Annotated in this window: 16 protein-coding genes; 13 read left to right on the plus strand and 3 right to left on the minus strand. The window is 48.2% G+C overall.

Annotated elements, in window-relative coordinates; translation table 11 throughout:
- The 3 genes from IE163_RS10190 to IE163_RS10200 all read left to right on the plus strand — a co-directional run.
- A partial coding sequence (locus IE163_RS10190) for an energy transducer TonB (protein WP_189432867.1) occupies positions 1-346 on the plus strand: 346 nt, incomplete at its 5' end.
- A gap of 10 nt (positions 347-356) precedes the next feature.
- Positions 357-1622, plus strand: coding sequence for a tetratricopeptide repeat protein (locus IE163_RS10195; RefSeq protein ID WP_189432869.1), 1266 nt, complete (start codon positions 357-359; stop codon positions 1620-1622).
- An 83-nt stretch (positions 1623-1705) separates the two neighbouring features.
- Positions 1706-2290, plus strand: coding sequence for an acyl carrier protein phosphodiesterase (locus IE163_RS10200; protein WP_189432870.1), 585 nt, complete (start codon positions 1706-1708; stop codon positions 2288-2290).
- An 85-nt stretch (positions 2291-2375) separates the two neighbouring features.
- Here the strand turns inward: IE163_RS10200 and IE163_RS10205 are convergent, their stop codons facing one another.
- Positions 2376-3140: an ion transporter gene (locus IE163_RS10205; protein WP_189432871.1), complete on the minus strand. Its 765-nt coding sequence runs from the start codon at positions 3138-3140 to the stop codon at positions 2376-2378.
- Positions 3141-3325: 185 nt separating this feature from the next.
- Here IE163_RS10205 and IE163_RS10210 point away from each other — a divergent pair, with 185 nt between their 5' ends.
- The 4 genes from IE163_RS10210 (at position 3326) to IE163_RS10225 (ending at position 7697) form a co-directional block, all read left to right on the plus strand.
- On the plus strand, positions 3326-4555 hold the full coding sequence (locus IE163_RS10210) for a hypothetical protein (RefSeq protein ID WP_189432872.1): 1230 nt from the start codon (positions 3326-3328) through the stop codon (positions 4553-4555).
- 152 nt (positions 4556-4707) lie between these two features.
- Complete coding sequence (locus IE163_RS10215) at positions 4708-5658, plus strand: M14 family metallopeptidase (RefSeq protein WP_189432873.1); 951 nt, start codon at positions 4708-4710, stop codon at positions 5656-5658.
- Between the two features lie 120 nt (positions 5659-5778).
- Positions 5779-6285, plus strand: coding sequence for a GNAT family N-acetyltransferase (locus tag IE163_RS10220; protein ID WP_189432874.1), 507 nt, complete (start codon positions 5779-5781; stop codon positions 6283-6285).
- Between the two features lie 71 nt (positions 6286-6356).
- Positions 6357-7697, plus strand: coding sequence for an esterase/lipase family protein (locus IE163_RS10225; protein WP_189432875.1), 1341 nt, complete (start codon positions 6357-6359; stop codon positions 7695-7697).
- Here the strand turns inward: IE163_RS10225 and pelA are convergent.
- On the minus strand, positions 7694-8878 hold the full coding sequence (gene pelA, locus IE163_RS10230; protein WP_189432876.1) for a pectate lyase: 1185 nt from the start codon (positions 8876-8878) through the stop codon (positions 7694-7696). The genes IE163_RS10225 and pelA overlap by 4 nt on opposite strands.
- 215 nt (positions 8879-9093) lie before the next feature.
- Between pelA and IE163_RS10235 the strand changes: the two genes are divergently transcribed.
- The 6 genes from IE163_RS10235 (at position 9094) to arsJ (ending at position 15774) form a co-directional block, all read left to right on the plus strand.
- Entirely contained in the window at positions 9094-10260 is a 1167-nt protein-coding gene (locus IE163_RS10235) for a dienelactone hydrolase family protein (protein WP_189432877.1), read from the plus strand.
- A gap of 705 nt (positions 10261-10965) precedes the next feature.
- Positions 10966-12018, plus strand: a complete 1053-nt coding sequence (locus tag IE163_RS10240; protein WP_189432878.1) for an aldo/keto reductase — start codon at positions 10966-10968, stop codon at positions 12016-12018.
- 136 nt (positions 12019-12154) lie between these two features.
- Positions 12155-12934, plus strand: a complete 780-nt coding sequence (locus IE163_RS10245) for a metalloregulator ArsR/SmtB family transcription factor (RefSeq protein ID WP_229833514.1) — start codon at positions 12155-12157, stop codon at positions 12932-12934.
- A 64-nt stretch (positions 12935-12998) separates the two neighbouring features.
- Positions 12999-13493 (plus strand): phosphatase domain-containing putative toxin, encoded by a 495-nt coding sequence (locus IE163_RS10250; protein WP_189432880.1) that lies wholly within the window; start codon positions 12999-13001, stop codon positions 13491-13493.
- An 11-nt stretch (positions 13494-13504) separates the two neighbouring features.
- Positions 13505-14509, plus strand: coding sequence for an ArsJ-associated glyceraldehyde-3-phosphate dehydrogenase (locus tag IE163_RS10255; protein ID WP_189432881.1), 1005 nt, complete (start codon positions 13505-13507; stop codon positions 14507-14509).
- Between the two features lie 2 nt (positions 14510-14511).
- Positions 14512-15774 (plus strand): organoarsenical effux MFS transporter ArsJ, encoded by a 1263-nt coding sequence (arsJ, locus tag IE163_RS10260; RefSeq protein WP_189432882.1) that lies wholly within the window; start codon positions 14512-14514, stop codon positions 15772-15774.
- Between the two features lie 27 nt (positions 15775-15801).
- On the opposite strand, the gene IE163_RS17815 is transcribed toward arsJ, so the two are convergent.
- Positions 15802-15982: hypothetical protein (locus IE163_RS17815; protein ID WP_229833515.1), on the minus strand; the 181-nt coding region annotated here is incomplete at its 5' end.

Genomic DNA, 15982 nt, shown 5'->3' on the forward strand with positions numbered 1-15982 from the left:
TAACATGCCAGGTCTTGATCTGGGCGTTAATACCGGTCTAGGTGATCCAGGCTCACTGTTACGTGATGGTGATGCTACGCCAATAGTTCGGATTGAACCGCGTTACCCGGTACAAGCCGCCCGTGATGGCTTACAAGGTTGGGTAAGACTACGTTTTACCATTATGGAAGACGGCAGTGTGGATGAGGTTGAAGTAATTGAAGCTGAACCTCGCCGCGTATTTGACCGCGAAGCAATTCGTGCGTTACGCCGTTGGAAATACAGCCCGAAAGTGGTTGACGGTAAACCAGAGCGTCAGCCAGGCCAACAGGTTCAGCTAGACTTTACTCTAGACATGGCACAGTGAGGCTAAAGAAATGAAAAAATTATCTTTACTAACCTCAGCGTTGATTGTCGCCGCCAGCTTTACCTTTACTGTGCCAGCAATGGCACAGGTAACGCTGACCGATGCAGACCGTGCTCGGATTGAAGAACGTCGAGCACGTAAGACTCAGTTACCCGGTGAACGTGTTGGACGCGGCGTAACCAAAGCCTTTGAGCTTTACAACGAAGAAAAAGTTGATGAAGCGTTAAAGGTTTTGTTAGAAATTCGCGGTGGCAGTGAGTTTGACAACGCTTTCTTAGCACGCTTTATTGGTAACTTATATGCCACTAAAGACGCTAAGCAGGCTATTAAGTACCTTGAGCAAGCGACGAAACCTGACGTACTAAGCTTTGGTGATCAATCTTCATCTTTAAAATTGGTTGCAGATTTGCAGTCAATGGAAAATATGCATAAAGATGCGATCAGAAATTATGAAGCTTGGATCAAGTTTACTGGCGAACATGACCCTGACGTTTATTTGCGCATAGCTAATGCGTACTATCAGCTACAGGATTATCCGAAAGTCCTTACGCCAATTGACAACGCTATTCGTTATGCACGTGAGCCTAACAAACAACATTATATGTTGAAAATGGGCGCACTATACGAGTCGCGGAATTATCCAAAAACAATTGAAACCGTTGAAACTATGGTGCAATTGTTCCCGGAGGAGCGTCAGTATTGGGTGTACTTAGGTAACTTCTACACGCTGGTAGAAGATTATCAGAAGTCGTTAAGTGCTTTTCAAATCGCTTATGCCAATGGTTATTTGCAGTCTGAGTCTGAGCTGAAAATGCTTGGCCAAATGTATGCAAATAATAATATCCCTTATAAAGCTGCGGTGATTTACGAGAAATATCTGAAAAGCGGTAAGATAAAAAAAGATCGTACCATGTTAAATGCGGTTGCATCTAACTTTCAGGCTGCTCGTGAATTTGCCAAAGCGGCCGCATATTACGGTGAGTTAGCTGAAATGACTAACGAAGCAGATGCTTATCGTCGTCAAGGTATGGCTTTTATGGCCATCCAAAGATACAACGATGCTATTCGTGCTTTTGAAGCTTCATTGACCAGAGATTCTCGTGATGCAGGTCGGGTTCACATGAGTATGATGGAGGCTTACTTCTATCAAGGCAAATTGCGTGAAGCAAACGCTTCATTGCAAGCAGCTAAACGTGATCCGGCAACAGAACGTCAGACTCGTAGCTGGGAAAGCTATATTAGAGAGAAAGCCCGGGTTAAGAATATTAGCCTGTAAGCTTTTAGCTTTAGTAAAACCCGCTTAATTGCGGGTTTTTTATTAATAGCCGTATCAACACTCTTATTAACCGGAATGCCGCTATGAATTACCTGGCACACGCAGCTTTAGCACAGTCTTCAGTACACTCGCTGGTTGGAAATTTGTTGGGCGATTTCTGCAAAGGGGTCGAGCTTAGTACGTTGCCGGAAGCGGTGTTGGCGGGTTTAGCTAATCATCGGGCGGTAGATCGTTATACCGACCATCATCCTTTGGTACAGCAAGCAAAACGGCAGTTTTCAGCACAGAGAAGGCGTTTTGCAGCAGTAACATTGGACGTGTTGTTCGATCATTTTCTCATCCTTCATTGGCAAAGCTTTTATGCAGAGCCCTTTGTAAAAGCAAAAGAGCGACTTTATAGCAAGCTGGCACAGGCGGAGCCACTGATGCCACCAGCTATGCAACTGACAATGCAGAGAGTTAGGCAGCAGGATTGGCTTAGCGCTTACCAACAATTACCTAGTCTGGCCAGAGCATTGGACCATATTGCAGCGCGAATCCGCTTTGAAAACCAGTTTGCAGGCATCATGGAAGAAATTTATCCACGATATAATGACCTCGAACAAATATTTTTGGAATTTTATCCTCAGTTACTACGTCACACTGCGTTATTAGCGTTGGAAGCATAGTCTTACTAAGCCATACCACTATTAGTTTTTTGGCAGGTGTTCGTCTGGATGCTTAAACATGGTTTCCTAAAGACGTTATCGGTCATTAATTATGATGAATCTTTTCTTCTTTTGCCTGTTGATAAGCCTCACTAAAGGCTGCTGCCAAGATACCTGTTGGCATGGCGACAATACCAATACCGATTAAGGCGGTGATACCGGCACAGAACTTTCCGATAGGTGATAGGGGCGTAACGTCGCCATAGCCGACCGTGGTCAGGGTTGCAATAGACCACCACATAGCGCGCGGGATACTACCAAAGCTTTCAGGATTGCTGGTACCTTCAACTAAATATAGCAATATAGAAGTAACCAGCAGTAACACCATGGCAATAAGGAAACTGATACTTAGCTCAGTTTTTCGCTTATTAACCGAGTTAAACAGTAAGCTTAACGAATGATTAAAGCGGGTGAGCCGTGATACGCGGATGATACGGAACACTCTAATCAGACGGATGATCAATAAGGGTAAATCTTCAGAAACCGGCATAAAAGTAAGCAACACTAGGATATCCAATAGCGTCCATGGCGAGATCATAAAACGCAGCCGGTTAATGCCTGGATGATTATGACTGTAGGGTGCGATGTAAATGCGTAGTAGTAATTCGATACTGAAAATGACAAGGAATAGAATGTTTAACCAAAAAAAGACCTGAGGGTAGCCTTGTGTTAGCACTGGTTCAGTTTCGACGATGGCCATAAAAGTAGAGAGTATGATGGCGAAGCAGATAAATTTGTTAAAAGGTGATAAGCCTTCGTGTTGCCAGGATTGTGGGTCTATTTGTGCAGTTAGCCGGGCAGTGATAGCCATTACTCTAAGTCCTTTTTTGTCGGAATAAGATCTGGGGGAAATTAAGCGCAAGGAAAAATGTTATTGGCAGCAAGCTTAACAGCTGCCAACAGTAGCCTCAAGCTGGGATTCATAGCTGGTTAAGTTAAAGTGCAATAAATTAGTACTTTTTTATTTTCTAAAAAATTCATTTGGGACCCAAGGTTATGAGAAAAACAACTGGCTTTTTTGTCTTCTCGTTAAGCCTGTTTAGCACCAGCTTGCATAGCGCTATCGGTTGGGCTGGCCCAGAACCGTTTCGGTTAGAACGCCTGGATGGTCGGCAGTTTGATTATAATTTAGAGAGTTTTTTACAGCGCCTAAGTTTTACCGAAAAGTCGATTTTTGATAATGCCCCTTTGTGGCAACAAAACGGTTGGTATGGCACTGGCGGTAGTAGCCGTGGTAAAGAGTTTTATGTGCATTCACTGCTGCAACAAAAATTGCAATTTGAGGCACCGGTTTTTGCTGGTTTTCGGCATAAACGTTCGGAAGATTTAGATGGCCGCTACGACAGAACACTCTTTGGCGTAGGCTACCAAGCGGATAACGCCTGGGATCTGGGAGTTTGGGCCGATGTCAGTGGTGCTAAAGAAGATATGGATTTGCAATTTGAGGTCAATCGCCAGTTTAGCAATGGCAGTTGGTTAACCGGCGCCCTGGTATTAGCGGATGTATTTTACAATAGCAAAACCTATGGCGAGAACCGCTATCAACAAAGCCCGGTAACGCTCTACGCTGCTGCTGGCCAGCAATTTCAACAGCAGCAGCTTAGCGGTTTTCTTAACCTTAACCTTAAAACCCGTTACCAGGACGCTGCGGCAGATCAGTTATTTAGTGATGAGCAATATTCAGCCGGATTAAATTGGCAAACCCGTTTGTCGGTAAATACGGAACTGGCGGTACAGGCGCAAGGCTTATATGGACGGCGCAGCACGCAACAACTGCAGCTTGGCCTAAGTGAGAGTGATTGGCTAATGCGCCGACGTTTCCAACAGCTGAATGTTGAATTACGGCAAGCTGATGGCGGTTTGCGCCCCCTTACTTATGGTCTGCAAGCTAATAGCCTACAAGAGCTGGATAGCCGTTTTGCCGCAGGGCAACGTGCGGCTGAAAACCGGCGCGAGCTGTTTAGTTATATTGCTACAGAGCACGCTTTACAGGGCAATTGGTTAGCTAAACCGGTGCTGTATGTCGGTTATGCCAGTGCGCGCAGTGAGTTTCGGCAGCAAGGCGATGAGCCGCTGCGTGATAACGGCTGGCTGGCAAAAATAAGCCCCAATTTTATCTGGCAACTCAGTACCCAAACTGGCGCTTACGTTGTTATTAACCCCACCGTGAAGCTGCATAATTTGCAATTTGGTGGTGGTAATGTGCAGGTATTTATGCCGTTTTAATCAGCGGCTGTCTCATCTTTTTGGATACGGCTGCCACGCAGCCGTTGTTTTCAGTATACTGTCCTTTTGCTAATACCCCAGTACTGCGCAGTTTGTGTTGTGCATAATGCGCTAACCTTACATTTATGGGGTAAGAATATCAGCGAGGACGCATGCAACCTTTTATCTATCATATTGGTACTCAAGGCCAGCCATGGGGCGAGGCAGAAAAACAACAATGGCTGACAGAGCAACAGATTAAGCGCGCTTATCAAACTGAGGTGCTGGCACAATTACCTGCTTTAGCGAGCGATTTTGAGTTAATTCAATATGGTGAGCTGGATTATCAGTCTCTCGGGCTGGGTAAGTATCCGCTATTTCTATTAAAAGGCCATCATTGGCAGCCGAATAAACCCCTGGCATTGGTAACAGGTGGCGTGCATGGTTATGAAACCAGCGGTGTGCAAGGTGCTTTGCGTTTTGCGGCAACTGAGGCGAAAAACTACCTGAATGACTTTAACCTGTTGATTGCTCCCTGTATCAGCCCCTGGGGCTATGAAACCATTAATCGCTGGAACCCGTTAGCGGTTGATCCCAATCGCTCCTTTGTCGCGAATAGCCCGTCGGCTGAAGCCGGTTTATTACGTGAGCACCTGTTAACACTGGGTGTAACGCCACTGCTGCATATCGATTTACATGAAACCACTGACAGTGACAATAGCGAGTTTCGCCCGGCAAAAGCCGCACGGGATGGTTCGGTAAATACCAATTGGAATATTCCGGATGGTTTTTATCTGGTCGGTGATAGCGAAAATCCACAGCCTGAATTTCAGCAGGCCATCATCAATGAAGTCGCGAAAGTCACCCATATCGCGCCGGCGGATGATCAGGGCTGTTTAATTGGTGAGCCTTTAGCGCAATTTGGTGTGGTCAATTATCCTAAGCGTTCCTTGGGGCTTTGTGGGGGCATGACCGCGGCAAAGTATGTCACCACAACAGAGGTCTACCCGGATAGCCCTACAGCGACACCTGAACAATGTATTCTGGCGCAAGTTGCCGCTATTGTTGGCGCTTTAAATTATGTATACCCAAAAGCATTGAAGATACGGGTAGGCGGCAACTGAACGCATCCCCAGGAGCATAGTCTTATTATGTGACTGGGTCGGACTGACGCTTCAGGGGGTGAAGGCAGCCAACACCCCCGTATCTTAAAGGATGAAGGGTATAAAGGGTACCTTAGCTTAATGTCAGTAAATATTCGTTTAATGCAACAAGCCGATATTCCAGCAGTGATTGCACTGCAGGACAGCTGCTACAGCGATGCCTTGTATGAACCGCCAACGCTGTTAGCGGCGCGTTTAGCCAGTGCTACACAAAGCTGTTGGCTGGCTGAAAATACGACAGGCGAGCTGTTGGCGTACTTGTTTAGTTACCCATCGCTACCGGGCAAGATCACCGTATTAGCCACAGACTTTGTGGTGGCGGACAAGCCAGAGCTGCTGTATCTGCATGATATGGCAGTGAGTGAACAGGCACGCGGTTTAGGCCTAGCCAAGATGCTGTTGGCTAGCGCAAAGCATTATACGCATCAGCTGGGCTTAACGCAGCTGGCACTGGTGGCAGTGCAAGGTTCGGTGCCGTATTGGCAGAGGCAGGGCTTTGTCGTGCAAGATAAGTTAAGCCAGGACGCACAAGCAGCGCTTAATAGCTATACTGGTGAACGGGCACAGTATATGTTGCATACTTGGTAGTTATACATCGTGCCAGCAGGGCAGGGTAATCTGCTCTGACGCAACCACAACGATGATAACAGGAGGCTATCATGCGCAATCCTATTGTTATTTTACATGGCTGGAGTGATAACAGTAGTTCCTTCAAAGCACTGGCTAGTTTTCTGCAAGAAAGTTTTGGGGATGCGGTGCAGCCACTCTATTTGGCTGATTGGTTGTCGATGCACGACGATATTAGCTATGCGGACTTGGCTGACGCTATGCAAAATGCTTGGTTGGCATTAGGGCTGCCCACCGCGCCACAGAGTGTCGATATCGTAGTGCATAGCACAGGCGCTTTAGTCACCCGGCAGTGGTTTACCCGCTATTACAGCGCCAGCACTAACCCGGTAAAACGCTTTGTACAATTAGCGCCGGCGAATTTTGGTTCTCCCTTAGCGCATAAAGGCCGCAGTTTTTATGGTCGGGCAGTGAAGGGCTGGAATCAGCCAGGTTTTCAAACCGGCGCCGTCGTTTTAACTGGGCTGGAGTTAGCATCAGACTATACCCGTGCCTTGGCGCAGCAAGACTTATTTGCTGATGAGGCCTGGTATGGTGCCGGCAAGATGTTGGCCACAGTGTTAATTGGTGATAGTGGTTATAGCGGTATTAGTGCTATTGCCAATGAGGCTGGCTCAGACGGTACAGTAAGGATCTGTGGTGCTAACTTAAATTGCAGTTATGTAAGTCTGGCATTGGATCCGCAGCAGCAGATTTTGCCCGGCAGTTTACGCTGGCAACAGAGTAAGGGCGCTATAGCATTTAGCATTTTAGCGAAAGAGAACCATAGCAGTATTATCTTTAAAGGCCGCAAAGCGCCGCATAATGCGTTAACCCAGGTGTTTATCCGTCAGGCGTTAACGGTGACAGATCAGGATTTTCAAACCGACCTTTCGCAAAACTTTGCTTGGCAGCAGCAGCTGAATGCGCTTAATCCGCCTGCGAATTATCAGGCTGATCGACGCAGTCAGGTACTCTGTCGCTTAACCGATCAGCATGCTGTAGGTGTAAGTGATTATTTTTTAGAGATGTATCGTACGGCTGGCGCCGACAGTCGCTTTGAAGAAACCTTGTATCGGCATTTTCTACGCCATGTACATGCGTATAGCCAGGACCCGTCCTCCCGCGCCTTTTACTTCGATTTAGCGGTGCTGGCGCGTCTTAAGCAAGATCCCAAATTTCAGCAGCTTTATTTTAGTTTTAGTGCGCAGCCACATTTCAAACCGCCGCGCCAACCTGTGGGGTTTACTAACGTGGCAGCAAATGCCGCTGCGGGTTTGGTGATCCAGCTTGCCGATATTGATCGCTTTTTCGCACCGCAGCAAACCTTGTTGTTGGAGGTACAATTGCAGCGTCTGGTAGCCGATAGCGTCTTTAAATTAAACCGGGCTTAGTCTGCAGCTTTTAGTGTTTTGGCGGTTAACGGAAATTGTTGCTGCCAAGCTTGGTATCGCAGTAGCGTGCGCGCCGGACGATCGGTATACCAGGCATAGCCTTGGCGGCGTTCCAGCGAGACCTGATGCACATCATAATACAAGCTATGATCACGATCGCCGAAAATAGGCCGGTTGCTGCTAAGCTCGGCAAAACGCGGCCAGAGCGGCCCGGCACCGGGCTTGTCTAGTAATACCCGCTCGCTACGATGCCAGTGTTTTTCATAAATAGCGTGCCGTTTTAACCAGGCCATAGCGCTGTGAATGGCTTGCTGCAGTTCGTCAGAAGGCTTGGGCAGTTGCATCAATACCTCCAGTAAACTGGCACTTTCCATCACCGCTAGTGCGGGCATCTCATAAGCTCTGGCCCAGGCAGGTATTAAGCTGCGGTGCTCATATTGTGCAGCCCACAGGCTTAAACCAGCATTATCCTGTTGCTGTATTTGCAGTAACAATGCTATGCCTTTCGTCAGTGCTTGTTGCGCGGCTTGCTGCAGCTTGCTATCAACAAAACTAAACTCCTGTTTAGCCTCTGTAACGGCTAACAGCAAACTGAGAATTTCCTCGGTCACCTCATCGTTAAGCGTAATATGATCATGATATCCACCGGTGAGCGGATAATTTTGCGGCCAGCCACCATTGGGATACTGCGCCTGTAAAATAAGCCGGATACCGCGGTAAAAGGCCGCTTTATAGCGGGGATCTGCCGTTGCTGCAAAGGCTTTTGCTAATACTCTAAGCTGAGTTGTAGTGGCGCTGTTATCAAAAGTAGGCACATATTTCGGTTCTACGCCCCAATGCTGGCCCGCACTGCGCGCCACTGTCATATCGGTGCGTTTCGACCAGCCACCACTAGGGGTTTGGAGGCTAAGAATTGCTTCTACCACTGTCTTACCTGCCGTCGTTTGATACCAGCTAGCAGGCGCATCAATATCAAAACCAAAGCGTCGGGTGGCGCTGGGCAAACTAAATTGCGTCTGGTTGAGGCTCTGTAGTTCTAAAGCCAATGCTTGTTTGTCTAATTGCTGGGTGTTAGCAGAAAGCTGATAGTAAGCCTGCCAGGATGACTCCTCTGCAGCTAGTAACTGTGGTAGCCAACATAACAGCCATACTAAGGTAACGCATCCCATCTGTTGCAACATAACTACTGACCTGGCAAAAAGCATGAAGCAATACGCTAAACTCCGCTGCCGCTGCTTGCAAACTTAGCTCTGAGTTTTCGCCGTAATGGTTCGGATATGGAATTTACCTTTGTGGCAAACTGCATTAGTGTGATGATGTTGCTATTAATGTTCTGGCATGGCTCAGTAGCTGTTTGCCATTACGCCTAAATAAGGCGCTTTCTTCAGGAGCAGGCATGAGTCATAAGGTTTTGCTGCTAGTTGTAGCCATCAGTATATTGATATTAAGCCTCGACTTGGCGGCAATTGACAATACGCAGAGCGAACCGGCGATATTAGCGGAGGCCGCACTGCCAGCGTTTTATCAAAGGTTAAAAACCGAACAACATTTTGCGGCTGCCTGGCAAAACCAATCTCACCAGGAAATTAGGCATTGGCGGCAACAGGCCCGGCAGCTGCTGCGTAATGCTTTACTTTGGCCAGAGCAAGAACTGGACTTTGCGCCCAAGCTGTTGGCCAGTGAATTGCGGCAGGGGTATCAAGCAGAGCGCTGGTTAATTACGTTAACGCCTGACAATAGGGTACCCGTGTTAGTGTTACGCCCAGCGGGTGAGGGGCCTTTTGGGGCAATATTGTTGCTGCATGATCATGGTGCGCATTTTTCTATCGGTAAAGAAAAGGTGATTCGTCCTTTTGCTGATGATAGTAAGTTGCCCGATGCTATGGCCTGGGTTGAGCGCCACTATGGCGGCAATTTTGTAGGCGATGAACTAGCACAACAAGGCTTTCTGGTGCTGGCTGCAGATACTTTAGGCTGGGGTGAGCGCGGGCCCTTAACCTACGAGGCACAGCAAGCGCTGGCCGCAAACTTTATGCAATTGGGCCGCTCGTTAGCGGGGTTTGCTGCGTACGAAGATGTGCGATTAGCGGCGTTTTTAAAGCAATTACCTGCAACTGATGCGAGCAAAATAGCGGCAGTAGGTTTCTCAATGGGTGCTTTTCGGGCCTGGCAATTGTCGGCTTTAACGGATGATATTCAAGCTGCGGCAGCGATTAGTTGGATGACAACGGCTGACACCGCAATGACGCCTGGCAATAACCAACTGCGCGGACAAACGGCATTCTGGATGCTGCATCCTGGCATTGCAGCACAGCTAGATTATCCGCATATCGCTGCTATTGCGGCGCCTAAGCCTGCGCTTTTTATCTCGGGGGCTAAGGATAAGTTAATGCTAGCAACCGGCACTTTGCAGGCTTATCAACAGATGCAGCAGGTTTGGCAGGCGCATGATGCTGAGCAACACTTGGTGACAGAATTATGGCCCGAGATGAGGCATGAGTTTGCCAAGGCGCAGCAGCAAAGGGTATGGCAGTGGTTATCGACGGTGTTTTCGCAGCCTTGAGTTTAAGTCGAGCTGAGTTGCCGAACGCACTATTCTAGAACCTATGTAACATTAAGCAATCGCAGATTTTAGATTGGCGGAACGCCCTTAGCAGGGTAGTAATTTTCTCCACCGGCTTCGAAGTTTCTTTTCTAAGATCGCTTTAGCCAAACCGCCAGGCTGCTTGCAGCCGATATTGCACACAAAGACGCCGTAAATACACCCTTGTAGGCTCCTGTCCGGCATCCATGCCGGACACGCTTTGTTTAGCAATATCGGCTCGCTGCCTAGCTGTATAAGTGCTATTTACTAGCTCGCAGCAAGCTTAATACCAGATCATTGTTGCAATCTAGTGGTGCATTTGAAGGTGCGCAAAAATCGAACGAGGTGGTAAACGCACAGTACACTTTGCTCGGGGAGGTGTTTTTCATGGATGAAAAACAGACAAATTCGTCAGGAACGAATTTGAACAGCGCTTGCGCTGGCCAGAAGGGAAAACTGCAGGAAGCAGTTTGTAACCGTACAGGGACGTATCCACAGCGTGCCCCGACAAAGTTGTACGGCGCGTTTAGCCGCCGGATGCTACAACCTCGAATCTACGTCAACTGAAGTAACCGAACACTCAAGCTCAGAGCTACGCCCTTAACGCATAGTCATCTTCTGCACTGACCAAAACCCGCCTTAATCTGTTATAGTCAGCCTGTTTTAACGAATGCAGAGACCACTATGCAGTATTCTACTCTAGGGAGCAGCGGCTTAACCGTATCCCGCGTTTGCTTAGGCACCATGACCTGGGGCGAGCAAAATACCCAAGCCGACGCAGATGCCCAGCTGGCCATGGCGCTGGATGCCGGTGTGAATTTTATTGATACCGCCGAAATGTACGCCATACCGCCACGACCAGAAACTTATGGCGCCACAGAGCAAATTATTGGCAACTGGCTTAGTCGTAATAAGGATCAGCGCGATAAGCTGGTGCTCGCCACCAAAATGGCAGGCAGTGGCCTCCACCATATTCGTAATGGCAGCGATATCTGTCCTAAAACCTTAGTACAAGCCGTTGAAGGTTCACTACAACGCTTAAACACTGACTATATCGATCTTTATCAACTGCACTGGCCAAACCGGCGCTCACCGCATTTTGGCCGACATGCGGTGAATCACATCCCGTTTTCTGAGGTGGATGCCAGGCAACAGCAAGACGACATCTTAGCGATTTTGCAAACCTTAGCCACGTTAGTGCAACAAGGTAAAATTCGCCATTGTGGTTTATCGAATGAAACCCCCTGGGGCATTAGCCAGTACCTAAAACTCAGTGAACAGCACAACTTACCGCGGATCGTCTCTATTCAAAATGAATTTGGGCCACTGCACACCAAAGACTGGCCTTACTTAATTGAACAATGTCAGCATGAACAAGTGGCTTATTTACCCTGGTCGCCACTGGCAGGCGGGGCGCTAACCGGTAAATATCTGGGCGGCGCCAGACCAGAGGGCAGCCGTTGGCGCTTAGTACAGCGTAATGGTCTGTTTCGTGATACACCGCAGTCCAATGCCGCTATTGCTGCTTTTGTGGAATTGGCGCACAGCGTTAAGCTAAGCCCGGCGCAATTAGCGCTGGCCTGGGTGGATCAGGTAGATGGCGTGACGTCTACCATTATTGGCGCGACTAGCACAATGCAACTGCAAGAGAACTTAACGGCCTTTTCGACTGCGCTGAATGACGAAGTTAAAGCAGCGGTTTCTGCATTTTTACAACAATATCCTCAGCCGTTTTAAGCAGGTATACCAGACTAAGGCTGCGTTTTTGGTATAGGCGCGGCTTTTATGACATTTTTATTAACTTTGGCCTGAGTACTTGATGTTTAGCTAATCATATATACAATATTTCATATATTTAAGTATTGATATGTGAGTGTCTATTGTGAGCCTAACTAAACTGCTGTTTATCTGTACTGAAAATTCGGCACGCTCCTTAATGGCCGAGGCGATAACCCGGCACAAATATGCTGATCGTTTTGAGGTATACAGTGCCGGCAGCGCGCCGACAGAAGCCGATAGCCGTGCGTTGGCGACGCTGGCACTGCATCATATTAGTACCGATGGTCTTTACTCCAAACCTTTAACGGCACATAGCGGCATTAACTTCGATTATGCCATAGTGCTGTGTAACAAAACGGCGGCGGAATGCGCCAATGATATTTCTGCCAAACATTTACTCGCCTGGGATTTTACCGATCCAAAACGTGATGGCAGCAGCAAAGCCTTTGAAACCACCTTACATGAACTGGCCGAACGGCTCAGTATGTTTGTGTTGCTGCATGATCGCCAGCATAAAGCTGCGCCTTTAAAACCACTGAGTTTTTTTAAACTGCTGGCAGATGAAACCCGGCTTAATGCCCTGCTGCTGATTATGGCGGAGCAAGAGCTTTGTGTGTGTGAACTCACTGCTGCTTTAGAAGAAACTCAGCCCAAAATCTCCCGTCATCTGGCGATGTTACGAAAAGCCGGTGTGCTGTTAGATCGTCGTCAGGGGCAGTGGGTGTATTACCGGCTTAATCCTAATTTAGCCAACTGGGCGCGGGTTTGTCTGGAACAAAGCAAAACAGCACAACAAGCCGAACTGGCGCCACTGTTAGCAAATCTGGCGGCAATGGGCGATAGACCTGAGCGGGATCGTCAATGCTGCGCTTAAGCTTTACCTGATCCTGTGATTAATCAAGCTCTGCTAGAGCATTAAAAATTTAAAGAGCATAAAAATGACACATCCTTATGATGAACTTACTCTCAGCGGCAATAGCCTGTTGTTTACGCCTTGCCCTGGCACTAAGGGCGTTTCGGTAGCGGATTCACTGCAACAATTACAGCAAGCTGGTGCCAGTGCCATAGTGACGTTAATGCCTGCGGCTGAATTAGCAAAATTTAACATCGATGACTTAGCCGAGCAGTGTCAGGCGCTGGGGTTGCAGTGGTTTCATTGCCCGATTGAAGATGATTGTGCACCGGCTGCCGATTTTGCCGCAGCCTGGCAGCTAACCGCACCGCAATTACAGCAGCTGTTAGATCAGCAGCAAAAAATTGCCATTCATTGTAAAGGTGGTTCAGGGCGAACTTCGCTGGCTGCAGCGCAATTATTGGTAGAGCGAGGTTTAGATAAAGCGCAAGTGATGAGCACGATTCGCGAGCTAAGACCGCAAGCACTTTCGCTGGCGCCGCATGTAAATTATTTTAACGCCTTACCTGGCGCAAACTAAAGGATAGCAAGATGACAATTAAAGTTGGGATTAATGGCTTTGGCCGTATTGGCCGTTTAGCACTGCGCGCTGCCTTTGACTGGCCAGAATTTGAATTTGTGCAGATCAACGATCCTGCAGCCGATGCCGCTACTTTTGCGCATTTACTTAATTTCGACTCAGTACATGGCCGTTGGCAGCACGAAGCGCTGGCCGAAGGCGAAACCATGCTGATCAAGGGCAAAAGCATCAAAGTCACTGCTAATAAAGCCATCGCCGATACCGATTGGTCGGGTTGTGATATCGTGATTGAAGCCTCGGGCAAGATGAAAACCAAAGCTATCTTACAAGGCTATCTGGATCAGGGCGTAAAACGGGTTGTGGTCAGTGCCCCGGTAAAAGAAGCCGGCGTGCTGAACGTTGTGATGGGGGTTAACCAACAGCTATTTAACGCCGCTGAGCATCGCATTGTCACGGCTGCTAGCTGTACCACTAACTGTTTAGCACCAGTCGTTAAAGTTATCCACGAACAGTTAGGCATTAAACATGGCTCTATCACCACTATTCATGATTTAACCAACACCCAATCCATCCTGGATACACCACACAAGGACTTACGCCGTGCCCGCGCCTGTGGGGCTAGCTTAATTCCGACCACTACTGGCTCCGCGACAGCGATTACTGAAATTTTCCCAGAGTTAAAAGGCCGCTTAAATGGCCATGCGGTGCGGGTACCCTTGGCCAATGCGTCGTTAACGGATTGCGTGTTTGAGGTTGAACGCGCCACAACAGCGGAAGAAGTCAACGCCATGCTAAAAGCTGCGGCAGAGGGCGAGTTAGCCGGCATTTTGGGCTATGAAATCCGGCCTTTGGTGTCGGTGGATTATAAAACCGATCCGCGCTCCAGCATCATCGATGCGCTCTCGACCATGGTAATCAATGGTACTCAGGTGAAAATCTATGCTTGGTACGATAACGAGTGGGGCTATGCCAACCGTACCGTGGAATTGGCTAAGTTAGTTGGTTTGGCAGGCTAACTATGACAAAGCAGCCAGGCAAGCCTGTTGTAGCAGAGCCCAATAAAAAAGGGCTAAGCAGTGATATCAAACAGTATCTGGTCGTCACGGGGAATTATTGGGCTTTTACTCTGACCGACGGTGCACTGCGCATGTTAATTGTGCTGCATTTCTATCAGTTGGGGTACTCGCCCCTGGCTATTGCGTCGCTTTTCTTGTTTTATGAGTTTTTTGGTATTGTTACTAACCTAACCGGCGGCTGGCTTGGCGCCCGGCTTGGGTTAAATAAAACCATGAATATTGGGCTGTTCTTACAGATCATCGCTTTAAGCATGTTGCTGGTACCCTCGGCACAGCTAACGGTGATCTGGGTAATGGCTGCACAAGCGGTGTCGGGTATTGCCAAAGACTTAAATAAAATGAGCGCCAAAAGTGCCATTAAACTGCTGCTGCCGGAAGATGCGCAAGGTGCCTTATATAAATGGGTGGCTATTTTAACCGGCTCGAAGAATGCGCTAAAAGGTGTCGGCTTTTTCTTAGGCGGCTTGTTGCTTACCTTGTTTGGATTTCAGGGCGCCATGGCGGCGATGGCGGGCGCACTGGTGTTGGTGTGGTTGCTAAGCTTATTACTGCTGAAAAAGGATTTAGGCAAAAAAAGCTATAAACCGAAATTTACCGAGCTGTTGTCAAAAAGCGCCAGTTTAAACTGGTTATCCGCAGCGCGTTTTTTCTTATTTGCCTCGCGCGATGTCTGGTTTGTTATTGCTTTGCCAATTTATTTAGCCACCAGTGCCGGTTGGCCGCAAAGTGCAGTAGGGGCTTTTTTAGCGGTTTGGGTTATTGGCTATGGCATGATGCAAGCTGTTACTCCTGCCTTAACCCGCAGCAGTAAAAAAACGCCACCAGCGGCTGGCACAGCGCTTAATTGGGCGCTGGTGCTCGGCGTGATGCCTTGGTTAATTGGTTTGGCGATGCTGTTTAGTGGTGAGCCATTGTGGTCGCTGCTGATTGGTTTAATGTTATATGGGGTGGTGTTTGCGATTAACTCTAGTTTGCACAGCTATTTAATTGTGGCTAGTGCCAACCGCGATGGTGTGTCGCTGGATGTGGGTTTTTACTATATGGCAAATGCCGCTGGGCGCCTAGTGGGAACTTTGCTGTCGGGCTGGGCGTTTCAGACTTATGGTTTACTGGCGTGTTTGTGGCTATCTGGTTTGCTGTTGTTAGGCGCGGTGTTATGCACTTGGGCGTTAAAGCGGCATCAGCAAACGCTGGCAGATGTTTAAACCTAACGAGGCGTTCTAATAGATAGGTTAAATCAAACCGCCAGGCTGCTTGCAGCCGATATTGCACACAAAGACGCCGTGAACCCTTCCATGGGGAATTACAAACTTCATCCATGAAGTTTGCCCTGCGGGCCAGCTAAAGCTGTTCAAATTTGCTCCTGGCAAATTTGTCTGTCCGGCATCCATGCCGTACACGCTTTGTTTAGCA

Source organism: Alishewanella longhuensis, from assembly GCF_014653435.1.
Lineage (GTDB): Bacteria > Pseudomonadota > Gammaproteobacteria > Enterobacterales > Alteromonadaceae > Alishewanella > Alishewanella longhuensis.